Raw genomic sequence first — 22876 nt, forward strand, 5'->3', positions numbered from 1 at the left:
GCTCCGGGTTTGATGCTTATTGCTGGGTTACGGACTTCAGGCAGTAGAGGTCCGGATCCAGTGCCGGCAGTGTGTTGTCCGGCAGCTCCTCCCGGAAGTACTCCAGAAGTGGCACCACATAGGCCACGTCGGAATTCTCGAAGGCCTCCGGGTTGGCCTCGCGCACTTCACCGAAAGTGTCGTAGCCGTCCTTGCCGAGCCCGGTGAAAGAGTTGGTGGCCACGGAATAGACGGCGCCGTTGTCGATGGGGCCCCAGGTTCCGCTTTCATCCCTTACCTCCACATTCTGAATGCCGGTGCCCACCGGCGCGCCGAGCACCACGTCGTAGCGCAGATTGGCGGAATAGGGGAAGGCGCCGGTGGAGGAGGTGATGCCCTGGGCGTAGTCGAGCGCTTCGTTGAGCACTTTGACGATTTCCGCGCCGGTCATGTCGATGGTGACCACAGTGTTGGAGAACGGCAGGATGTTGTAGGCGTCCGCCACGGTGAATTCCCCGTCCTCGAGCGGAGCGCGCACCCCGCCGGCGTTCTGGATCGCCACATCGGCCTTCGGCAGATAGATGAGGAAGGCATCGGCCACCACTTGGGCGGCGTAGCTTCCGGTGGGTGTTTCGCCGGCCTGGAACGGTGTGGGAATGCGCTCGAACGGCATGTGCTGTGTTACTTGTCCCAGGGTTTCCTGTTTGAAGCTCTCCATTTCCGCCTTGTACGGCGTGAGAATATCGAGAATGGCCTGGGATTCCTTTGCCACCCGTACCGTGGCCAGGCCGTCGATCACGCCATTGATTTGCGCCGTCTGCTCGCTGCTCGCCGCCACCCAGGTATCGTCGGCGCCCTTTACCTGATAGTTCTCGCCGACCAGTAGCTCCACATTGCCGTCGATGTCGGTGATGACGCCATCGGCGTCGAAGCTCACTTCCAGTTTGCCCAGTCCCTTGGCGTACTCCCAGGCCTGAACGATATAGACCGGCTGCCCGTCCGGGTTGTTCACCACCGTGGGGTAGTCGCCGTCCACGTCCAGCCCCATGGCTTCGAACTCGCCGGTGGCGTCGAGAACGTCGTGGGTATCACCGCCGACGATCAGGTCGATGTCGCGGACGCTGGCCGCCAGTTCCTGGTCAAAGTCGTAGCCCAGGTGGCTGAGCACGATGAATTTGTTGATCCCTTCGTCTTTCAGAGCGTAGATGTGTTCGCGTACCGAGGTGATTTCGTCGTCGAATTCCACGGCGTCGGTGACCAGGGAGGATTCCTGTGTCTTCTCCACCTTGAGAACACCGATGATCGCCACTTTCTCGCCGTCGATCTCCTTGACCACGTAGGGCGCGATATCGGAACCAAACAGCGGGCTGTCCGTGGTGGGGTGCACATTGCCGGCGATCACCGGGAAATTGACCGTCTTCAGCAGCTCGGCGAGATGCGCTTCACCCTCGTCGAACTCATGGTTACCCAGCTCGTAGGCGTCCAGGCCGATGGCGTTGAACACTTTGAAATCCACCTCGCCCTTGAACAGGCTGAAGTAGAGGGTGCCGTTCAGCTCACCGCTGTTGAGGACCAGGGTGTGATCGTCACGGTACTCATCGATAGCGGTGGCGATGCGTGGGAAGCCGCCGAGGTCAACACGTACGGTTTCAGCACCGACCAGGGTAGGGTCGTAGTCCAGGCTCAGGTCGTAGCTCTGTCCCTCGAAATAGGAGTGATGATCATTGGTGTGTAGCACCTGCAGCCGCAGCGGCTTGGCCTCCGCTGGCGGGTTGTGATTGTCGTTGTCACTCCCGCAGCCGGCTAAAAATAAAGAGAAGCCGGCCAGGGCGAAGGCCGGAAGGGATCTGGGAATAGCCACGATTCAACTCCGATTCGGATAAAGGAAAGGCAAGTCGACGCGCATCCTAGAAGCTGGTGATGACAGTCTGGTGGCTGTTTTATGGACGGGATGTGGCGATATGGGGCAAGAAAAGCCGGAGCGGAGCGGGTGGGTTTGGGTCCGCTCAGGTATCAGGAGCGCAGGTCCGGGGTCCCGACTACTTATGAGCTATGCTAAATTGCTCCAGGTGGGGGGCCGCCTTTGGGGCGGTTTCTTTAAATAGCACGAGCAAGGATACGCCATGAATCAGAGCGCTTTTTATATGCCGGCATTGGCTGCTGTCATCGGTGCCCTGTTGCCCGCCTCTGCTGTAGCGGTTTCTGTTTTTGATACCGATGAGATCGTGGACTTGTACCAGGCCGAAGCTCAGGTCCGGTTTCAGGGGTTCGATGTCACTTCTTTACCGGATGGCCGATTTGCAGCGACTTGGGTGGAACATAATATTGACACCGGCCTGGATCAGGTCAAGCTGGCACGCTTCGACCAGGACGGAAATGTCATGGGCGACATTCTCACGGTTTCAGAAAATACTGCTTCTTCGGATTCTGGACTGTCCGACCCCATTGTCGGTTCGAACGGAGATGGTGGCATGGTGGTGGTTTGGAATGCCGGTTCCAGTATGTCGTCTTCGCATTGTCGAGAACACGTCATGCTCAGTCGAGTGGGCACCGATGATAACGTGTCGGCCCCATGGCTGGCTTCAATGGGGTATGGATATAGCTGCGACGCAGACTTGGCAGTGAATCAAGATGGTTGGTTTGTAGTGGGGATGTCTTACTACACTGATCCAGGTTACATAGTCCAAGTTTATGGCCCAGAGGGTTACGGACGTAGCCCTCCTTTCCTTCTCCGCTCTAGAGCTGATTTAAACATTCCGATCGCTGTAGCGTTGCAGGTAAATTCCGCACTTTTCATCTGGCCGGACGTTGAGGGTGATAATGTGGTTCTTACGGTGAGCCGTTATGATTTTGATGGATCGGAGGGAGTGGAAAACGTTTCACAGTTAAGTGCTGGGGATCATGGCGGCATTGACTTATATCAAACCTTTCCGGTCCTGGCGACCGGCGTGGATGACGGATATGCCAGCGCTTGGTTTCAAAGTGCATCCGTTGACGCGCAAGAAGTATTCAGTCAGCGAACTCAATATATAAACGCCGATGGTACTGTGGATGTGGCGGTGACGATTGGGGAGGATCCACTCAACACCCTGTCGGGCAAGCTGGATATGACTGGTGATGGAGATGGGACATTTTTGATTGGCTGGACCATTTCTGAGGACGGAGAGCCTCGTTACCGAAAGATCACAGCTTTTGACGAGGAAGGCGTAATAGGTGACCCTGCATTTATTGTGTCCGAAGGAGCCTCGGGGTCGCACGACGCGTCCGCCAACACCAGAGTGGCATTGAGCGGCGATCTCGCTGTGGTGGCCTGGTACGAACAGGAGGATGACAGTAGTCGGCCTATTCTGAAGGCTCGTATTGGTTCTCCTCCGAAGCGATCGAATGTTAGCCCGGGTAGTAGTGGCGGAGGTGGCTTCATCGATCCCGTTCTATTGTTCGGATCGGCTCTGTTGATGCTGCTACATCGGTTTGCACGCAAACGGGGATGATTCACCGGTTGCTTGGATTGAAAGTCTGCTCAGAAGAGGAAGTGTCGAATCAGGACAGGTGGCACCATGTGTCCTCACGGCGACTCCTCAGCAGCTGACGGGAAGTAACGGTGGAAGAAATAATGGAACTCTCCGTATCTCAGGTCGATGCGCAGACGTTACCTTGGGCTTTGTTGCTGGAAGCCGATCCTTCAGAGCGGAATGTATGTAAGTATCTGGAAGGCAGCCAGTGCTTCTCCGCGACAAAGGGCAGGGATATCGTCGGTGCTTGTGTTCTCAATACCATCGATGATGGTGTCCTGGAGCTATTCAATATCGCTGTATCCCCCGAAGTACAGGGACAGGGCGTAGGATCGGCCCTGCTGCGCTATGTGATCGACCAGTGCCGGTCCAAGGGCGTGCGCCGTATTGAGTTGGGTACCGGTGCTTTCGGCTATCAACTGGCGTTCTACCAACGCTTGGGTTTTCGGGTAGAGCGTGTGGTCCGCGATTTCTTCCTCGACCATTATGATGAACCGGTGATGGAGGCGGGGATCCAGCATAAGGACATGCTAAGGTTGGGGCTGGATCTCGAATAATCTTTCAGCACAGGATGTGGCCATGGGTCTGGGTGCTATTTCTCTTCGGTTTGATGGTCGTTGGTGGCCACGCCTTCAAAGACCTCCGTTGCTTGCAATGATGATGGTCTGCTACTTGGGAGTGGGTGTCGTCCACGCCAAATCTGGAGAGGAGGTGCTGGATAGCGAGCAGATCGCCTATTTCGTCGATTACGACATTCCATTTCCCTTCGAGCTGCGGGTCAATGATGTGATCGCGGCAGGCGGCACCCAGGCGGGGCCGGGTCCGGAGACTCTCAACGACTATATTCTTGAGAGTGGAGAGCAATCCGTCACACTCAGGGTGTGGGCGCCGGATGACTACAACGGCGGCCAGCTGCGGCCCCGGGATATTCTCGCTCTTACCGAAGCGGGGGATCGGCCGCCCACGCTTTACATGGTGGACAAACGGACCGACGAATTCAAAAAGCTGCGGACCCTGGCCTTCGCTCCCATCGACCATGATCTTCCCTTTGTCGAGCAAACCTGGCATTTCAACGCCGAGGTGCCCTACATACTTGAAGGATGGCGCTCATCGGAGGATCTGAGTCTCTGGGATCGGGAAGAGCTGGAACAGGCAACGGTAGCCAGATTCAGTGAACTTCGGAACCTTCTTAATAGCGGCGATGGCAAGGGGTTCGTTGATGAGCTGGCGGCGAGCAACGAGGAGCTCTTCGTCTCCAGCTATTTTCCCAGGAAAAAGCGTCGAGAATTTGTGGCCAATCTGGAGGAGGTCTACGGCTCATTGAAGGGGCTGGTCCCGCCGATCGAGAATTACCGGCTTCGTATCATGGGGCGTGGCAGGGCCGTCACCCTGGAGGCGACCGGAAAGTACCAGGGGCATGGCGTGCTGACCACGGAAGACACCAAGGAGGGCACGGTTTATCTGATCTCGGTGGTACTGCATAAACCCAAGGACTCAAAAGAGCTGGAAGTGGCGAGGATAACCGGATGGATAACCGGCATGGAGATAGAGTAGTGATCAGGGGCTTTTGGTATGCCGTGTTGGTCGTTTTTTCGAGCACGGCGCCAACGGCCTGGGCTCAGGTCGCCGTCGACGAATTGTCGGCGGAACACGCGACCTTGGGTGATTACGCCATATTTCGGTTTCCTTTGGTGCGAGGAGACACGGGAGCGGCACGACGTATTAATACCTGGCTTCAGGTGAGCTTGCTGGAGCGCTTCCCTGGCGGCCCCGGTGAGACACCCTTCGATGCGGTCTGGCCGAAGGAAGGACAATGGACGGGGGTGACATCTCTCGACTACCAGGTGGTGACCAACACCAAGGGGGTCCTCTCCATTGTTTTCAATGGGGAATACACGGGCGCCTATCCTTCGACCTTTTCCCAGAGTTATCAATTTGAAACGCAGACCGGTCAGCCGTTGTTCCTGGCAACGCTGTTCACCGAAGACGGTGCGAGGAAACTGCGGGACCGGGTCGATGCGATGCAGATTCATGATATCGACGCCTTTTTGCAGGCTGCCCAGCCGAACGGTCTGGATCAGCAGGAGGCGGAGATCCAGGCTGACCTTTACCGGGAGTGCCGTGAGAACGTTCGGGCCGGTTTGTACGATGAGAGGGAGTGGCAGTTGCGAGCCGATGCCTTGGTGATGATCCGGGGCTGCGGCTTTCCCCATGCGGTTCGGGCATTGAATGACCTGGGCGATGAGGAAAGTCGGTTCGACTACGACACACTGGCGCCCTGGCTGAGTGAATTCGGTCGCTGCCTGTTGCTGGAGCGTCGGAGCGACTGTCCGTTGCGGCGGTCAGGCTTCCGTGATGGCGTCTTTCTGGGTTCGATCGACGGGCGATATCCTGTCACCCTGGTGTTGGGAGCCTGGTCCGGCCCGGCCTGGTACGCCTACGATAAATACAAGGTACCGATACGATTGCACCAGGAAGCGAGCCGGGACGGGGCCGTGGTTCTGACCCGCCGTGCTGATGGCGAAACCACCGAGACCTTTACTTTTCAGTGGACCGATGATGGGGATTTGGTCGGGCGCTGGCAGCGACCGGGTCGGCCGCCACTGCCGGTTCATTTGCATTGATCGGGACGGGCCATGCTTGATCAAAACATCGGAAACCTGGCTGTGGCCCTGGTGGTGGTCTTGTTGGCATCGCTTGCCCAAGGGGAGGAAGCCATGGAAGCGTTTCCAGAATCCGAGGGGAGCGACTGGCGGGTAGTTGAAGACGGCGTGCACCGTCATACGCCCGATGCCTTGCGTATCCCCGTGGTGGTGCTGGGGGAGCAACATGCGATGGGGGCGGAACGTGCTTATCTTCTGGTAAGGGCTTCTTATGAGCAGGTGTGGCCAGTGGTATCCGAGGCGCTGGTGGGTAAAGTTACCTTGGTGGAGACACCCTTACCCTTGTTCACGCTGGATGAGCCTTGGCGGCGAGTGATGTTATCCCGGCATCCGCAGTGGCGGGACACGCTGGCGCGCGGTGGCGATGAACCGGATCTGGACGCGGCGGTGCGTGACGGAGCTTTGATGCCGGAAGAGCGGGACTGGCGCAGAAGCCAGGCCCTGGCCCGGTTGGATGTTTCGCCAAAGAGGCTGCTTACCCTGCCCTGGATGAAGTCCTTGTATTCCCGAGCGGAATCTTCCCGTGAATGGGCGCAAGGGTGGCGCAAGCAATATCACGTGAAGCAAACGGTGACGGTATTTGATGCCGAGCCGCTGCTGGGTTCCCCGGCGACGATGATCGATATCCACCGTCGTCAATCCTTTCCCAATCCGGCGCACCGAAAGCTCCTGGTGGCGGATGGTGTGCCCACCACGCTCTCTCAGTCGCTGGTGCCCGCAGAGCTGTTTCAGGCGGTAATGAGCGCACTGGAAGAACATCTTTCTGATAGCGACTGGCAAATCAGTGAGGATCCGGCGCGTTGGCAAGCGCCGGTGGAGGCTCCACCAGAGCCTCCCGCGCCACGACTTCAACAGGCCGGGAAAGCCGACAGTGAGGTGATCCCCGAAATCTACACTCTGACCAGTGACGATCCTCTGGACCCTAGAACGTTGCAGGTGATGTCCGATGGCAGTCTGGTCATCGGCGTGGAGCGGCCGGCTCAGGTCGATGGTAAGCGCAGGTGGATTGCCGAGGTTTGGCGACTGGAACCGGAAGAGGCTTCGCTATCGGTCTTGTGGCAGGGGCTGGACGGGGCGGACCCGATACTGCTGGACGAGAGCGCCGATACGTTGTGGTTCTGGGGGCGCCCGCTGAACGGGGGCGACGGGACATTATTCCGCTATCGCGGAAATGAGAAAGCGCCGCAGGCGGTGACTTTGGCAACGCCGTCAAGTCTGCCCGGCCCGGGCAACGTTCCACGCTGGCAACTGGATGCTCAGGGGCGTCCTCGCTTGTACAGCTATCGGGTGGACCGGATTTATCGGTATCAGCGTGAAGAAGGCGGGCGCTGGCATTACAACGCTGTCGAAGTGCCGCGAGCGGCTTTATTTTCGCAGCCGCTGCGACCGGTGCGTTGGGTTGGCGATGCCTTGTGGGTAGAGGATCTCTACGGGGTGACGGAGCTGAACCCCGCCAATGGCCGGGTACGAAAAGTGATTCAGGCGCCGCAGCGCTATGGCGTTTTCCCGATTGAAGGGGCGCCACCAAATCCGGATTTGCGTCATCATCTCTCATCCTGGACGGCGGTCGGGTCTTCCCAGGGCCGATGGGTGACCAGTGGTTTCCAGTTGCGTCCAGGGCTGGAGAGTGAGCGAGTGGCGGGCATGCATGTCTTCGACACGGAAAAAGGGGAGTATCTGTATTCCGCGGTGCTCGATGGACGGGATCAGATCAGGGCTGCCGCGGCGTCGCCGGAAGGGCGTTGGCTGGCCACGGCGGTGGCCGACCAGGTGCAGCTTCGGGAAGCGCGTACAGGACGCACACCGGTGGCGCTCAAAGTGCCGTCCGGCGTATCCGTGCTGGCGCTGGCATTTTCCCCGGACGGCCGTGATCTCTATGCGCTGACATTGTCCACCGTATTGCACTGGCATTTACCCCGGCAGCGGTGATTGCTGGTCGGCCCTCCCTCAATGGCAGGCTGCCGTATTTTCAGGGCACTTTTGATAAAGGAAGAATCATGCCGAACCGCTGGTTTGCCGCCGTGATTGGCGTATTGGTGCCGCCGTTGGCGTTTGTTTATCTGTCGCGCTGGCGGTGGGTACTGGTGTATTCGCTGGCGATGCTGGCGGCCGGTTGGGCGGATCTGACGCTGGCGGGCCAAGGGGCCCCTTCCGGTATTGGCCTGTTGGTGTCCGTCGCCGCCGCGGTGCAGGCGTTTATTCTTGCCGGGCGCGTTTGTTTCGATGGCCGGCGACGCTGGTTCAACACCTGGTGGGGCACGCTCAGTTTGCCGCTGGCCTTCGTTCTGGTTGTCTTCGCCACGCGAGCGTTTCTGTTTGACTTGTTCCGGATCCCGTCTTCCTCCATGGCGCCGACGTTGCAGCCGGGTGGCTACGCCGTGATGCAGCGTTGGGGCTATGGGGTTTACGGCGCCTTTGGCTTGACTCTGTACGAGAGCGATGTGGAACGACGTACGCCGCCACACCGTGGAGAGTTGTTCGTGTTCCGGCCTCCGGAGATGGCGGGGCAGCTGTTCGTGATGCGGGTAATTGGTTTGCCGGGGGACCATATCCAGTATGAGAACAAACAACTGGTCCTTAATGGCGAGCCGCTGCCCACCGTATTCGGGAACGATGGCGAACAAGCCACGGAAACGCTCAACGAACAGCGCTATTCAGTGCAGTATTCAATGACGGCTGGGCCGGGGCGCCGATTCGATCACGTTGTTCCGGATGGGCACTTCTTCGTTATGGGCGATAACCGCGACAATAGCCGCGATAGCCGCTACCTGGGCATGATTCCCGCGAAGGATATGATCGGCAAGATCGTTCTGAACTGGTAGTGGGGAGCGAGCAAAAAAAGAAGCGCCGTGCCTGCCAGCACGGCGCCTGCTCGAAAAAACTATCCGCCCCGAAAACCTACCCGCCCAAATAGGCGGCCTTGACGCTGTCGTTGTCCAGCAGTGCGGAGCCTTTTCCGCTGGCGACGATACGCCCGGTTTCCAGGACATAGCCGCGGTCGGCCACCGCCAGCGCCTCGGCGGCGTTCTGCTCGACCACGAACTGGGTAATGCCTTCCGCTTTCAATTCACACACGATGTCGAAGATCTGCTCGATGATCAGCGGTGCCAGACCCATGCTGGGTTCGTCCAGCAGTAACAGCCGCGGCCGCCCCATCAGAGCCCGTCCCATGGCCAGCATTTGCTGTTGGCCCCCGGACAGCGTGCCGGCGGTTTGGCGCCGCTTGTCCTTGAGGATGGGAAAGCGTTGATATTGCTTTTCCAGATCCTCGGCGATGGCGGCTTTGTCGTTGCGGGTATAAGCGCCGAGCATAAGATTGTCCTCCACCGACAACCCGGCGAAGACCTGGCGGCCTTCCGGTACTTGCACGATACCGCGACGAACGCGATCGGCGGTGTCACTGCGCGACAGGTTCCGGCCATCGAAGTGGATCTCGCCGTTGGCGGGTTGCAGGCCGGAGATCACTCGCAGCAAGGTGCTCTTGCCGGCACCGTTGGCACCCACCAATGCCACGGTTTCTCCCGGGGCTATGGTCAATGCCAGCTCATGAAGCACTTCGATCCGGCCGTAGGCACTGGTTATTTTCTCGAGTGACAGCAAAGGTGTCGGTTCGGGACGGGGAGTGAAGGGCGCGGCGCTGGTCATGCCGGCACCTCCTGCGTCTCACGCTGGCGTGTGCCGCCACCGAGATACGCGGCGATCACTTCGGGGTGCTCGCGGATCTCCTCTGGAGTGCCTTCCGCCAGTTTACGGCCATAGCTGAGTACCAGAAGATGGTCGGATACCTTCATTACCAGTTTCATGTCGTGCTCCACCAGCACCACGGTGATGCCTTTCCCGGCGATCTTCTGAATCACCGATTTCAAGGCGTCGGTTTCGGTGGCGTTGAGACCGGCGGCGGGTTCGTCCAGCAACAGAATGTCCGGTTCCGCCGCCAGGGCGCGGGCGATCTCCAGGCGTTTGAGCGCGCCGTAGGGCATGGCGGAGGCGGCGTGATCCTGGTAATCACCGCAACCCACGAAGGTCATCAGCTCCCGGCAGTGTTCGCGACAGTCCCGGTCCGCCTTTCTCAGCCCTGGCAGTTTGAGCATGGCGGCCAGGGCGCCGCTACCGAGATGGCGATGGCGGCCGAGCATGACGTTTTCCAGGGCGCTCATATTCATGCAGATTTGCAGATTCTGGAACGTCCGCGCCATGCCCATTTCGCAGAGCTTGTGGGGTTCCCGGCCAGTGATGTCGCGGCCACCCAGGGTAACCGTGCCGGCGCTGGGCTGGTACAGGCCGGTCACCAGATTGAACAGGGTGGTTTTGCCGGCGCCGTTGGGACCGATGATCGAATGCACATGGCCACGCTTCACATCGAAGGACAGATCCTCGATGGCGTGCACGCCGCCGAATTCCTTGCTCAGGTTGGTGACGGAAAGCAGAGCGCTCATTGGGCACCTCGCTGCAATCGCTGGAGCACGCTGGGCAGCAGTCCCCGGGGCAGAAAAATCATCACTGCCATCAGAATGGCGCCGAACACCACCATCTCCAGCTCCTGGAAGTCGGTGAGAAACTGGGGAATGAGCACCAGGATCGCGGCACCAATGATGACACCGAAAGTGGAAGCCATGCCGCCAAGTACGACGATGGTGATCAGTTCAATGGAGTGTTCGAAAGAGGCCACGGTAGGGGTGATGAAACCACTGTAATGGCCATACAGGCTGCCTGCGATGCTGGCGTAGACGGCGGAAATAACGAACACCCGCAACTTGTATTTGGCGGTGTCCACGCCGGCCACCTGGGCGGCGATTTCCGAACCGTGCAGCGCGCGCAGTGCCCGGCCCAGTGGTGAGTCGATGATATTCAGTGCCAGCAGTACCGCCACCACCAAGACCGCCGCGGCGAGCAGATACCACAATTCCACGCCGGTGAACGTCAGTCCGGCGAACTGGTACTCGCCGAACACGCTCAGTTCGTGACCGAAAAGGGACAGCGGAGGTAGACCGATGCCGTCCGGGCCACCGGTGAGCTGCTCTTCGTTGTTGAGTACGATGGCGGCGATCACGCCCAGGCCCAGGGTGGCCATGGAAAGATAGTGACCTTTCAGGTGCAGGATCGGCCGCCCGACCAGCCAGGCCAGTACGCCGACGCCGGCGGCGGCACTGAGCAGGGCCAGCATCGGGCTAAGAGTGTACTGGCCGGTGAGAATGGCGCTGGCGTAGGCGCCGGCGCCGTAAAACGCGGCATGGCCGAGACTGACCTGGCCGGCGTAACCCACCAGCAGATTCAATCCCACCGCCACGGTGGCGGTGAGGCAGATCTTGGTCAGCAGGTCATAGTGGAAATCGTTACTGACCGCCAATGGCATCAGTGCCAGGATCAGCGTCAGCAGTAGCAGGCCCCCGTATGGGGACATCAGAATGGTTTTTTTCATCGTGCTCGCGCCCTTCATCACACCCGCTCCGCGGCCCGGCTGCCGAACAAACCGTTGGGCAGGAAAAACAAGATGGCGAGGATGATCACGAACGGCACCGCGTCCTTGTAATCGGAGGAGATATAGCCGGCGGTATAGGCTTCGCTCAAGCCCAATAACAGACCGCCGACCACCGCGCCGGTGCTACTGCCCAAGCCACCGATGGCGGCGGCGACGAAGCCTTTCAGCCCCAGCATGATGCCGACGTCATAGGCGGTGAAAGTGATCGGGGTGACGATCAGGCCAGCGGCGGCGCCGAGCAGTGCGGAAATACCAAAGGCCACACCCAGGATGACCTGGGTCTTGATGCCGGCGAGCCGGGCGGCGTCCTTGTTCATGGAGGTGGCGAGAATTGCTTTACCCAGTTTGCTGCGGCTGAAGAACACCGCCAATGCCACCACCAGCACCACGGCGATACTTAGGATCCACAGGCTTTGCGTCAACAGGGTGGCACCGCCGATGGAAAGGGACTCGGTGGCACTGAAGCGGGGCAGGGCATGATACTCCTTGCCCCAGAAAAACTGAGCCAGCCCCCGCAGGAAGATCGAAGCGCCGATGGTGATGATGATCAACGTCACCACGTCGGCGTCCCGCGCCGGAGCGATGGCCAGGCGGTGCAGTAAAATGCCCGCCACCGTGGCCAGCACCAGAGCGCCCACCATGGCCGCCGGCAACGGCAGGCCGGCTCCCACCAGTACCACTGTGCCCATGCCACCGATCATCAGGAATTCGCCCTGGGCGAAATTGATCACGTGGCTGGCGTTGTAGATCAGGGTGAAACCCAGTGCCACCAAGGCATAAATGGCGCCCAGGGTGATCCCCGAGAACGTGAACTGAAAAAACTCGCTGAACATGTTCGGTCCTGCCTGGAAAGAGGGCGGTGAGAGCAAGCATCCGGGGTGCCGTCCATGGCGCCCGGCGGGTGGATTACTCCACCAGCGTCCAGTGGCCGTCCTTCACTTCCAGAATGCGGAAGGAATCATAGGACAGCCCCATGTGGTCCTTGGCGCTCAGGTTGTAGGTGCCGGTGACTCCGACATAGCCCTGGATGCTTTCCAGAGCGTCGCGCACTTTCGCCGGATCGGTGGAGCCAGCTTGTTTGATCGCTTGCACCGCCAGTTGGAAGCCGTCGTAAGCGTAGCCGCCAAAGGTCGACACCGAACTGTTGTAACGGTCCTCATAGGCTTTTTTGTAGCCGGTGACCACGCCATGCTGGGGATCGCTGTCGGGGATGGTATCGGCCACCAGCAAGGCGGTGGCGGGCAGGCGCAGGCCTTTGGCGGCATCGCCGGCCAGTTTCAGGAAGCTGTCGGAAGCGACGCCGTGGGATTGGTAAAACGGCAGTTCGATGCCCAGTTGCTTGTAGTTCTTGGTGACAATGGCCGGGCCCTGGCCGAAGTCGAAGTTGAGTACCGCCTGCACGCCATCGGTATTGCGGATGCGAGTGAGCTGAGCGGTGACGTCGGTATCCTTCGGGTTATAGGTCTCGTCGGCCACCACCTCGATCCCCATGGCTTTGGCTTCCTCCAGGGTCACGTTACGTCCGGAGGCGCCGAAGCCGCCGGTGCCGGAGATCAGACCGATCCGGGTGAGACCGCGTTCCTTCATGTCAGTGAGTACGCGGCGGGCGGCCTGACGATCGGATTGCGGCATCTTGAACACCCATTTCTTCACCGGGGTGGAGATGGTTTCCGCGCCGGCCAGAGAGATGAACGGCACCCGCGCCTGTTCGATCACCGGCACCGCCGCCATGGTGGCGCCGGTGGTGCTGCCACCGATGATGAGATCGACTTTGTCCTGCCGCAGCAGCCGGGTGACGAAGGTGCGGGCTTTGGAGGCGTCACCGGAGTCGTCATAATGAACCAGCTGGACTTCACGGCCCAACAGGCCGCCGTTTTCGTTCAGCTGGTGTACATACAGTTCCAGGGTTTTCAGTTCCGGGTCGCCGAGAAACGCGGCCGGGCCGGTGACGGAGAGGAAGGATCCGATGCGAATGGGGTCTTCCGCCTTCGCGACCGGGGACAAGGAGGCCAGGCCCAGCGCCGCCACGGCGCCCACGGCTAGGTTCTTCAGCATTGTTTTCATTATCACACCTATCTGCGTATGCCCCCGGAGGGACTTTTGTTTTTATGCGCCTTGCCGGAGCCCGGTGGCGCGGGACGTCCATCAGCGTCCTTGTTTTTTCAGGTATAAAGCGATACGAATTTCAAGTCAAGATCAAATTTAATGTGTCATAAAAGTTGCTATATTGGCCCAAGTGGCTGTTTTATGGTGCTATTCATTGGCCTTTTATGTCTCCGGACAGGAGGGTTTGGTAGCATGTCGCGCCGCCGGAAAGGCCGGTATCACGCTGATTTGGACGCCCCGGAAAGGGCCCGGAGATAGGAAGATCGCCCAGTGGATTTGCAATGCGAGCAATTGGAACGCTTGATCGAACGTTTTCAGCAGCGCCGGCCGCTGCGTACCGGTTCTCTGATCATTACCCTGTTCGGTGACGCCATTGTACCCAGGGGCGGCGCGGTGTGGTTGGGCAGCCTGATCGATCTGCTTGAACCCATGGGCATCAATCAGCGTCTGGTGCGCACCTCGGTGTTCCGTTTGACCCGGGAGGGCTGGCTTATCGCGGAGAAAGTGGGGCGCCGCAGCTACTATGGACTCACCGCCGCCGGCCGCCGCCGTTTCGAGAAGGCTTTCAAGCGCGTTTATTCCGGTGTGCAGCCGACCTGGGACGGCGCCTGGACGCTGGTCATCCTCAACCAGCTGGATCCGGACGCCCGTCGCGATGTGCGCCAGGAACTGGAATGGATGGGGTTTGGCGGTTTGACGCCGGGCATGGTGGCCCACCCGATGGTGGACCGGGCCGAACTGAACGCCACGCTCCAGGAACAGAATGCGCTGGAAGACACCATCATCTTCGAGACCCGGGCCCAGGACAGTTATGCGTCACGGCCGTTGCGTTTGCAGGTGAGGGATGCCTGGAATCTGGAGCAGCTCTCGGAAGGGTACCGGGAATTTCTTGATCAGTTTCGGCCGCTCTGGCAGGAAATGAGCAAGCTGGAGACGCCACCGCCGATGGAGTGCTTTCTGGCGCGCACGCTGCTGATTCACGAATACCGAAAACTGCTGTTGCGTGATCCGCTATTGCCGGAAGAATTATTACCTTCGGACTGGGAAGGCCGCGCCGCGCGCCAGCTTTGCCGTAATCTCTACCGCCTCACTTACCGTGGCGCGGAGGCCTGGATGAGCGAGCGCACGGAAACCGCGGAAGGGCCGTTGCCCGAGCCGGGGGATGGTTTCTATCAGCGTTTTGGCGGGCTCGACTGACTAAACGCTGGTGGTTACAAGGCCGCTGTGGGAGCTTGCCCTGTAAGCGAATTGTGCTTTCGGGCCCAGGACATTCGCTTGCAGGGCAAGCTCCTACAGCGGGCTTCCCGGGCCGCCCTGATTCCTTATTGAGTTTTCTTGTGGGAATTTTGGTAGCACAAAGGGAATGACCTAGGCTTTGAGCTTATCTTGCTGAAATTAAAAGAAAAAAACGCCTTATTCCGGATCTTGTTCTTATTCTGTTCTTCTAATTCGATACACAAATATGGATTTGGCGTTTTGACTTGTGTCATGTCTGGGCTATGCTTTCCAACCATAGTTTGGCGTCGGAACTGCTCGGCGGATCACTGTCCGGCAGGTCTGATCATCGATACCAAGAAAAAGGCAGGACCGGATTATGGAGTTCGCCACCATTGCGTTTGATCTGGAGGACGGCGTCGCCACCCTGGCGCTGAATCGTCCGGAACGTCTGAACAGTTTCAATGAGCAGATGCACCAGGAAGTACGGGAAGCCCTGTCCATGGTGGAGCGGGACGACAGCGTACGAGCCCTGCTGATCACGGGTAACGGACGCGGTTTCTGTGCCGGCCAGGATCTGTCCGACAGGAGCGTGGTGCCCGGCGCCGAAGCGCCCGACCTGGGTTCTTCCATTGAAACCTGGTACAACCCATTGATTCGCACCCTGCAGCGTTTGCCGATGCCGGTGATCGCGGCGGTCAATGGGGTCGCCGCCGGTGCCGGCGCCAACATCGCCCTGGCCTGCGACCTGGTCATCGCCGCCCGCTCCGCCAGTTTCACTCAAGCCTTCTGCAAGATCGGTCTGGTGCCGGACTCCGGTGGCACCTGGCAGCTGCCGCGCCTGGTGGGAATGGCCCGCGCCAAGGGGCTGTCCATGCTGGGTGACAAACTGACCGCCGAGCAGGCCGCCGCCTGGGGTTTGATCTGGCAGTGCGTGGATGACGACGCGCTGCGCTCCACCGCCACGGACCTGGCTCGCCATCTGGCCGCTCAGCCGACCCGGGGTCTTGCTTTGATCAAACAGGCATTGAACCAAAGCTTTGACAACGATCTGGATACGCAGCTCGACGTGGAGCGGGACCTGCAGCGTGAAGCGGGCCGTACCGAGGATTACCGCGAAGGCGTCGCCGCGTTCATGGAAAAGCGCGCACCTGAATTCAAAGGCCGCTAAGGCTGTCCTCCCATCTGGAGATTTGCATGGCCGATCCGAATACCGCCACCGCGGCGCTGGACAGTGTTGCTTTGGCACGGCGTTGTGCCGAGTCCATGTACCAGCGGGATACCGCTACCCGCGAACTGGGCATGACGCTGAAAACGGTTTCTCCGGGATGCGCCGTACTATGCATGCCGGTGCGTGATGACATGATCCAGGGGCACGGCTCCTGTCATGGTGGCTTTATTTTCGCCCTGGCGGATTCCGCCTTCGCCTTTGCCTGTAACACCTATAACGAAGCCACCGTGGCCTCCGGTTGTTCCATTGAGTATGTGTCGCCGGGATTGCCTGGTGATGTGCTTACCGCGGAAGCGCGGGAGTTGACCCGTAAAGGGCGAACCGGTGTTTACGACGTGCGTGTCACCGGCGGTGACGGCCAGTTGGTGGCCTTGTTTCGCGGCAAATCCTACCGCGTTCGCGGGCCGGTGATTCATGATGAAGAGAGCCAGGCATAAGCGGCTCTAGGCAACGCAGACAGACTCAATGACAGAATAACGAGAAGCGGAGCATGAACATGCCATTCAACCTGGAGAATCGTTTCGATCCGGTGGAGCGGGTCAGCGTGGATGAGCTCAAGCGATTGCAAGTGGAGCGTCTTCGTTGGAGTCTCACGCATGCCTACAACAATGTGGCGTTCTATCGGAAGGCGTTCGATGACATCGGTGTTCATCCTTATGATCTGAAATCGCTGGACGACCTGCGTCACTTTCCGTTCACCACCAAATCGGATCTGCGCGACAACTATCCGTTTGGCATGCTCGCCACGCCCATGCGGGAAGTGGTGCGGGTGCATGCTTCCAGCGGCACCACCGGAAAACCCACGGTGGTGGCCTATACCCAAAACGACATCAATAACTGGGCGGATGTGATGGCGCGTTCCATCCGTGCCGCCGGAGGCCATGCCGGCGACAAGGTGCACGTGGCCTATGGCTACGGCCTTTTCACCGGTGGTCTGGGCGCGCATTACGGCGCCGAGCGTCTTGGTTGCACGGTGATTCCCATGTCCGGTGGCCAGACCGAGAAGCAGGTGCAGTTGATCCGTGATTTCGAGCCGGACATCATCATGGTGACACCGTCCTACATGCTCAACATCGCCGATGAAATGGAGCGGCAGGGCATGAACCCGCGCGAGTCCAGCCTGCGGCTGGGTATCTTCGGTGCCGAGCCGTGGACCCAGACCATGCGCGAGGAGTTGGAGAGCCGTCTCGGCATCAGCGCACTGGACATCTACGGTTTGTCCGAAGTGATGGGGCCGGGTGTGGGCATGGAATGCATCGAAACCAAGGATGGCCCGACCATTTGGGAGGACCATTTCTACCCGGAAATCATCAACCCGGAAACCGGAGAAGTGGTGCCGGACGGCGAGTACGGCGAACTGGTTTTCACCTCCCTGACCAAGGAAGCACTGCCGATCGTCCGTTACCGGACTCGCGACCTGACCCGGCTGTTGCCTGGCCAGGCCCGGCCCATGCGCCGCATCGACAAGATCACCGGCCGCAGCGACGATATGCTGATTATCCGCGGCGTGAATGTCTTCCCCACCCAGGTGGAGGAGCAGATTCTGAAGATCGAGGATCTGGCTCCGCACTATGAAATTCATGTGGAAAAGGAAGGCAATCTGGACTGCGTGACGGTACGGGTCGAACGCAAACCGGAGTCTGGTGCCGAATCCACCGACGTGGCCAAAGCACTGCAGCAGCGGGTGAAAACCCACATCGGTATCAGTACCAAGGTGGAGGTGGCCGATACCGGCTCGCTGGCGCGTTCCGAAGGCAAGGCCAGACATGTTTTTGATCGACGGCCGAAGTAGCGGTGTTGGACGCGGAGCGGGGTTCCCGTCGAAGTTGCTGGTGGTTGCATTTCGAATCGCTCCCATCCGAAAAGCAAGCTCTATCGGACACCTTATCCTGGGGCGACAGAGTGTTCGTCAGCGGTGCTTTGTTGGGGCAGGGGGATCCGTGCTTCCATACAAAATTCGTAAGGGGCGCCTGTCAGACAGTACAGTGATAACTCGCCATTGAGCTCCAGAATGCGTGTTCGCATGTTGCTCAGGCCGCGTCCGGGGAGTCCGTCCTGCCCCTGGGTAAAATGGGAGCTGTCGAACTCATTGCGGAGAATCAAAAGCAGCTCGCCCCGCTGATTCAACTCGGCCTGGAAAGTGAGCTGTGTTGGCGCGCCATGCTTGAGAGCATTGGTGATCGCCTCGTCCAGAACCCGGCGCAGGTTAATGTAATGACGCGGCGATAGGTAGATGTCATCCAAGTCTCCCGATATCGACCAGCTCAGGTCGAACTCCGGTGCCAGCCGTTCACGAAGGTCGCCATGCCAGTCCTCGAACAACTCCTGGAGACCATAGCGGCGTTTATGGTCGAGAGCATAGATTGCCTCTCGTAGCGCTGACAGAGCGCTACGTGCCAACCTTTCGTTGCGTTCATTCGGGGCCTTGTGAATCAAGGTCAGAAGCCGGCCACCAACATCATCGTGCAGATCCCGCATGATCCGCTGGCGCTCCTGGTTGGCGCCGGCCTCCCGGGCCCGTCTTACGTTGTTGATCCGTACCGCGGTGGAAATCAATGCCTGGGCTATCTCTTTGTCCCGGGTACAGTAGAGTCGGCGGCCGCCTTGACCGTAGAGCAGACTTATGCCCCCCGAGGCATCGCCCAGTGCGGGAACAAGCAGGCGGGCGCCGTTGCCGGCCAGGCGTGCTTGTTCAATGGTGTCGTCGATGCGGTCCAGTGAGAGGGGCTGGAATACCTGTCGAAGCAGGTCCTGCCAAAGAGGTGAAGTGCGGTCGTCGGGGCTGGTATACAGGGCTTCCACGAAGGCGGGGATGTGGCGCTCCATATTGACTTCGGATGAAGCGGCGAGCCGCCGCCAAAGCCATTGCCGAACGGGAAAATAGATCCAGCCCACCGCGATGACAGAGAACGCCAGGGCGTGCGCGTGGCTCAGGCCGAAGGAGGTGACCACCAGAATATCCACAAGGACGACGGTGAGTCCGCCGAGAAACCAGGCCCATGCGGTGAACCACCAGCGTTCCAGATGGAAAAGACGGTAACGAAGAATCCCCAAGGCGAAACCCAAGTAAAGTGTTACCACCAGTCCGACCATAGTGGAGGGGTTCGCGATTGGCGGTGTCTTGAGTACAACGGGTAGAAAATAAACCACCAGACCAGCCCCCATGGCGATAAGAATTGAAAGGAAAAACCAGCGTAATGCGGCTCGGTCCGTGGGGTTGTTCCGCGCCCCCCGCCATTGCAGAAAAACGAGCGCCGTGCCCAGCGGATAGTAAAGAAGCAGGGGAAGATAGTAGCTGTGCAAGGGCAGATCAAAAATCTGAAGATTCTCATTCGTTTGCTGAAGGACAACGGCGAAAACCAGAAAGAAGATGAGTTTTTGAGAATGCTTCAGTGGCTTTGGGTAGATAATCAGAAGAATCAGAAAGGCGAGAAGGAGAAGGTGCACCCTGATATGGTTCACTCTCATAAGCGTATCGAACTGCCATCTCGACAAGGCGAGTTCTCTCACTTCCCACAAGCTATGTTGCCAGGTAGCCAGAAACATACCCGCGCCGGAGATTGCCAGAAGCCGGGCGGGCCAGTTTCTTGGCAGAAAAACCCACACTGAAAGTGCGATCAGAAGGGCAATAAGGCCGTATGAATGTAACAGCCAGAATGTGAGCGGCAAGGACGAGATCGGGCGGCGAGGCGCTGGTTTGAATGTCAGCTCTTCACCATCGTTGATTATCAAGGTAACGAAAGGGGCATCAAGGGCGTCGGCCAGTTGCCCCTCTTTATCAAGATAAGCGTTGTAGGCATCGAATGTCGGCTCCGCATGAGGTTGTAAGTGGTGATCATAGTTATCGACTGAGATCGGCGTGTTTTGTAGTAACAGCGCCCTTACATAATCGCCTGGATATAAGCGGCTGGCCAAAGGCCCCCGTTGGTCAACTCCGGTAACCTGTAACCCGTTCATCCCCGAGGGTGTGAACTGTACGCCAAGCCAGGGGCCACGCAGCGCCAGCCATGCGGAAAGCGCAATCGCCATAAATAGAAAAAGACTGACGGCTAAAAGGGTCTGTAAGGGCGCGACCCCCCATCGCGAAGGTTCGGAGGTCACTGTTTATAGCCCCCCGATGTGTTGCTTTCGGATCTGTTCCGGTGCCTGGCTTTCCATGGACCGGATTGGCAAAGGCTGTGAGCGGAAAGACAGTGAGGTCCGGTCTTCGGTGGTGCAACGGCGGTTGGCTCAGTTTTCATTTGTTTTCCAAATCGTCGCAGGAAGAGGGTACATATATCATATTCTTTCTATTTCAAGAATTTATGAACATGATGCCGCGGTAAGGCGCTCCGTTGAGAAAGCCGGAAGTAGGAGTTGGTATGCCGTGGGGCTGCTTTTTTCAGGCAATAGGTGTTGCGACCCTGATCGTGGCGATGGAATTCCAGGTTTGGAATTGAAAACTTCCTTCCAGCTCTTCAGCGCGGGTTTGCATATTGTTTAACCCTCTTCTTGGGATCCCGCGATTTTCCTCCTGACCGATGGTCACACCATCGTTGCCGATCTCGAGAAGCAGGTGGTTTCCATCAATATGCAAGCTGACTTTAATGTAATTTGGAATCGCATGCTTGAACGCATTGGTAAGTCCCTCGTGGATGATACGGCTAAGATTTATTCGTTGGCGCACGGTTATGGTTTGTTCAGGGTCAATCTTTCCCATTAACGACCATTGCAGTGGTACGGCCATTTCGTCACAGCGTTGACAGCAAAGGTCGTGCCAGTCATCAATGCTGTCAGCCAACCAGTTCAAGGATTCCTGGTCGAGCGCTTGCAGTGCATCACGTAAGGATTGCAGTGCGTTTCGGGCGAGACTTGCTTGCCGGTCGTCGTTCGCGTTGTGCAGAACACTAAGTATTCTGCCACCAACATCGTCGTGAAGGTCGCGCATAATACGGCGCCGCTCGGCTTCAGCGCCGTCTTCTCGTGCCCTGACCGTGGACAGGGCCTGTTTGCTCATGGCTCTTAACAGGTCCGCGGTGCGCAGATCATCGGGGCAGAAAAGGCGCCGGCCGTTATCGGCGAACTCAAGCTGAAAGCATGGTTCTCCCGTCTCGAGGGGAGGCAAAATAAGCCGCGCACCATCTGTGGATACCGCTACCGAGGCGCCATCGGGATGCTCAGTCAGTTGACGAATGGCAAGCGGTGAGAAAGTCTGGTTCAGTAAGTCTGGCCAGGCGGATAGAATGCTCCCGGCGCTATTGACAGAAAATAGTTTGTCCACCAGCGTCTTGAGGGCAAGATCGAAGTTGCGCTGTCGGCTTTGACCTAACCTGTGCATAAGACCCTGCCTTAAAGGAAAGTAGAGCCAGCCTGCCAGTACCAGAGATAGCATCAGGGCGATATCTCCGGCCAGTCCTAGACCGAAGATGAGTGTCAGGTCGAGCAGTACAACCAGAACGCCGCCGAAAAACCATAGCCAGGTTTTGAACCACCATTGCTCCAGATTAAAAAGACGGTATCGGGTCAGACCGGCCGCCATACCCAAATAGAGGACCAAAACGGAGACGAGACTGAGAGATAGTGGAATGCCGCGCTGTCCACCCAATGCCGGCGGTAGAATAATCAATGATGTAAGCAATAGGCAGCCTATGAAGATAGATATGGCACACCATTTCAAGGAGGCTCGCTCCAGTGGGTGGTCGCGTGTCAGGTGCCACTGTCGTCCAAGAACCGCAACGCCGGAGATAAAGCCGAATACAATGACCGAGTAGATGCTGTATCGGGGAGAGGCGCCAATCTGTAGCTGGTCCGCGAGCCAGGCCAGGACGCCGAGGAAAAGTATCAGGTAATGGACCGGAAGGCGTGATTGCCGAAATGGATAGACCCAGAAAAGAGCGGTCAGGGAGGCACTGACCTGTAAGACGGCGAGGTGGTTAACGGACATTGCCAATGCCAGAACGTAGCCGCTGATGGCGAGCTCGCGCCCCCCATAGATGCCTAATGTTAAAGTGGTAAGAAAAATGCTGATACCTGATAGGAGGAACAGTCGCGTTTCTATCCTTCCGGGACTGTAGGCCCAGATTCCGGCGGCGACCAGAAGAGCCACCCATCCATAGCCCGCTTTTACCAGAAAGTAGCCGATGGCCCTCTTGCTCGGGCGGCTATCCACCTGAAGAATGATTGCGTCTTGACTCTCGGTGATGACCTTTAGCTCGCCTGTTCCAATCTCCTTAACAAGTTGGTTGTGCTGTTCCAGTAAGGCGTTGTAACTCTGGTAGGAAAGTAAATCCGGATCTTCATGAATGGTGTCCGCGAATAGTGGGATCCGGGAACCATCGGCTCTTTCCACGGCGATCACCTTTTCGCCGGGGCGGATCCTGCCGGCATTGGGGGCTTCGGTGGAAACGCTGGCCACAGTCAGAAGGCCGCGCTCCCTATCCGCGTCCCAGGTGATGCCAAGTTGAGGGATGCTTATCAGATAGCCAGCGGACAGCGCGGTGGCAAGCAGTGCAAGCAGTGTAATGATGATGAGGCGTTGCTGCGGCGCGGCTCTTGTCACTGATGTGATCATGTCTTTTCAACCTGGCCATAAACCTTTGAGAACGTCGAGACGTTATTCTCAATATGTCTCTTCCTGGCGTGTTTTGGGAAACAATGGAGGGAAGCGCTTCTGAGGCTGTTGCCGTGTTTGCCTGGTCATGTTCTGGCGTAC

General features: G+C 58.5%; 18 protein-coding genes. 10 read left to right on the forward strand and 8 right to left on the reverse strand.

Annotated features, from left to right (window positions below; all coding sequences use genetic code 11):
• Nucleotides 1-16: 16 nt before the first annotated feature.
• Entirely contained in the window at nucleotides 17-1840 is a 1824-nt protein-coding gene (locus B5T_RS04080; RefSeq protein ID WP_014993196.1) for a bifunctional metallophosphatase/5'-nucleotidase, read from the reverse strand.
• Nucleotides 1841-2102: 262 nt separating this feature from the next.
• On the opposite strand from B5T_RS04080, the gene B5T_RS04085 reads away from it, so the two are divergent.
• The 6 genes from B5T_RS04085 to lepB all read left to right on the forward strand — a co-directional run bounded on the left by B5T_RS04085 (nucleotide 2103) and on the right by lepB (nucleotide 8976).
• Nucleotides 2103-3470: a hypothetical protein gene (locus B5T_RS04085; protein ID WP_014993197.1), complete on the forward strand. Its 1368-nt coding sequence runs from the start codon at nucleotides 2103-2105 to the stop codon at nucleotides 3468-3470.
• Between the two features lie 122 nt (nucleotides 3471-3592).
• On the forward strand, nucleotides 3593-4048 hold the full coding sequence (locus tag B5T_RS04090) for a GNAT family N-acetyltransferase (protein ID WP_051015447.1): 456 nt from the start codon (nucleotides 3593-3595) through the stop codon (nucleotides 4046-4048).
• 22 nt (nucleotides 4049-4070) lie between these two features.
• A complete protein-coding gene (locus B5T_RS04095) occupies nucleotides 4071-5045 on the forward strand; it encodes a hypothetical protein (RefSeq protein WP_014993199.1) in 975 nt (324 codons plus the stop codon).
• Nucleotides 5046-5314: 269 nt separating this feature from the next.
• On the forward strand, nucleotides 5315-6115 hold the full coding sequence (locus tag B5T_RS04100; RefSeq protein WP_148279199.1) for a DUF4163 domain-containing protein: 801 nt from the start codon (nucleotides 5315-5317) through the stop codon (nucleotides 6113-6115).
• Nucleotides 6116-6127: 12 nt separating this feature from the next.
• On the forward strand, nucleotides 6128-8083 hold the full coding sequence (locus B5T_RS04105) for a WD40 repeat domain-containing protein (protein ID WP_014993201.1): 1956 nt from the start codon (nucleotides 6128-6130) through the stop codon (nucleotides 8081-8083).
• A gap of 68 nt (nucleotides 8084-8151) precedes the next feature.
• A complete protein-coding gene (gene lepB / locus B5T_RS04110) occupies nucleotides 8152-8976 on the forward strand; it encodes a signal peptidase I (protein ID WP_014993202.1) in 825 nt (274 codons plus the stop codon).
• Nucleotides 8977-9052: 76 nt separating this feature from the next.
• Here lepB and B5T_RS04115 read toward each other — a convergent pair whose 3' ends face one another.
• The 5 genes from B5T_RS04115 to B5T_RS04135 all read right to left on the reverse strand — a co-directional run bounded on the left by B5T_RS04115 (nucleotide 9053) and on the right by B5T_RS04135 (nucleotide 13697).
• Nucleotides 9053-9799 carry an ABC transporter ATP-binding protein gene (locus B5T_RS04115; protein ID WP_014993203.1) on the reverse strand — a complete coding sequence of 249 codons (747 nt, stop codon included), beginning with the start codon at nucleotides 9797-9799 and terminating at the stop codon, nucleotides 9053-9055.
• On the reverse strand, nucleotides 9796-10590 hold the full coding sequence (locus tag B5T_RS04120; protein WP_014993204.1) for an ABC transporter ATP-binding protein: 795 nt from the start codon (nucleotides 10588-10590) through the stop codon (nucleotides 9796-9798). Before B5T_RS04120 ends, B5T_RS04115 begins: the two co-directional genes overlap by 4 nt.
• A complete protein-coding gene (locus B5T_RS04125) occupies nucleotides 10587-11573 on the reverse strand; it encodes a branched-chain amino acid ABC transporter permease (protein ID WP_041717301.1) in 987 nt (328 codons plus the stop codon). The genes B5T_RS04120 and B5T_RS04125 overlap by 4 nt, the downstream gene beginning before the upstream one ends.
• A 17-nt stretch (nucleotides 11574-11590) precedes the next feature.
• On the reverse strand, nucleotides 11591-12466 hold the full coding sequence (locus B5T_RS04130; RefSeq protein ID WP_014993206.1) for a branched-chain amino acid ABC transporter permease: 876 nt from the start codon (nucleotides 12464-12466) through the stop codon (nucleotides 11591-11593).
• A 73-nt stretch (nucleotides 12467-12539) separates the two neighbouring features.
• Nucleotides 12540-13697, reverse strand: coding sequence for an ABC transporter substrate-binding protein (locus tag B5T_RS04135; protein WP_148279200.1), 1158 nt, complete (start codon nucleotides 13695-13697; stop codon nucleotides 12540-12542).
• Nucleotides 13698-14009: 312 nt separating this feature from the next.
• On the opposite strand from B5T_RS04135, the gene paaX reads away from it, so the two are divergent.
• From paaX to paaK, 4 genes are all read left to right on the forward strand, one after another.
• Nucleotides 14010-14936: a phenylacetic acid degradation operon negative regulatory protein PaaX gene (paaX, locus tag B5T_RS04140; RefSeq protein WP_014993208.1), complete on the forward strand. Its 927-nt coding sequence runs from the start codon at nucleotides 14010-14012 to the stop codon at nucleotides 14934-14936.
• Between the two features lie 397 nt (nucleotides 14937-15333).
• Complete coding sequence (paaG, locus tag B5T_RS04145) at nucleotides 15334-16125, forward strand: 2-(1,2-epoxy-1,2-dihydrophenyl)acetyl-CoA isomerase PaaG (protein ID WP_014993209.1); 792 nt, start codon at nucleotides 15334-15336, stop codon at nucleotides 16123-16125.
• Nucleotides 16126-16151: 26 nt separating this feature from the next.
• Nucleotides 16152-16622 (forward strand): hydroxyphenylacetyl-CoA thioesterase PaaI, encoded by a 471-nt coding sequence (paaI, locus tag B5T_RS04150; protein ID WP_014993210.1) that lies wholly within the window; start codon nucleotides 16152-16154, stop codon nucleotides 16620-16622.
• A gap of 59 nt (nucleotides 16623-16681) precedes the next feature.
• The gene (gene paaK / locus B5T_RS04155) at nucleotides 16682-17977 is read left to right on the forward strand and encodes a phenylacetate--CoA ligase PaaK (RefSeq protein WP_014993211.1); all 1296 of its coding nucleotides are present in this window, start codon (nucleotides 16682-16684) and stop codon (nucleotides 17975-17977) included.
• Between the two features lie 92 nt (nucleotides 17978-18069).
• Here paaK and B5T_RS04160 read toward each other — a convergent pair whose 3' ends face one another.
• Both B5T_RS04160 and B5T_RS04165 read right to left on the reverse strand, forming a co-directional pair.
• Nucleotides 18070-20286: a sensor histidine kinase gene (locus tag B5T_RS04160; RefSeq protein WP_148279201.1), complete on the reverse strand. Its 2217-nt coding sequence runs from the start codon at nucleotides 20284-20286 to the stop codon at nucleotides 18070-18072.
• 280 nt (nucleotides 20287-20566) lie between these two features.
• Entirely contained in the window at nucleotides 20567-22735 is a 2169-nt protein-coding gene (locus B5T_RS04165) for a sensor histidine kinase (RefSeq protein ID WP_014993213.1), read from the reverse strand.
• Nucleotides 22736-22876: the final 141 nt, after the last annotated feature.

This window comes from Alloalcanivorax dieselolei B5, assembly GCF_000300005.1.
Taxonomy (GTDB): Bacteria; Pseudomonadota; Gammaproteobacteria; order Pseudomonadales; family Alcanivoracaceae; genus Alloalcanivorax; species Alloalcanivorax dieselolei.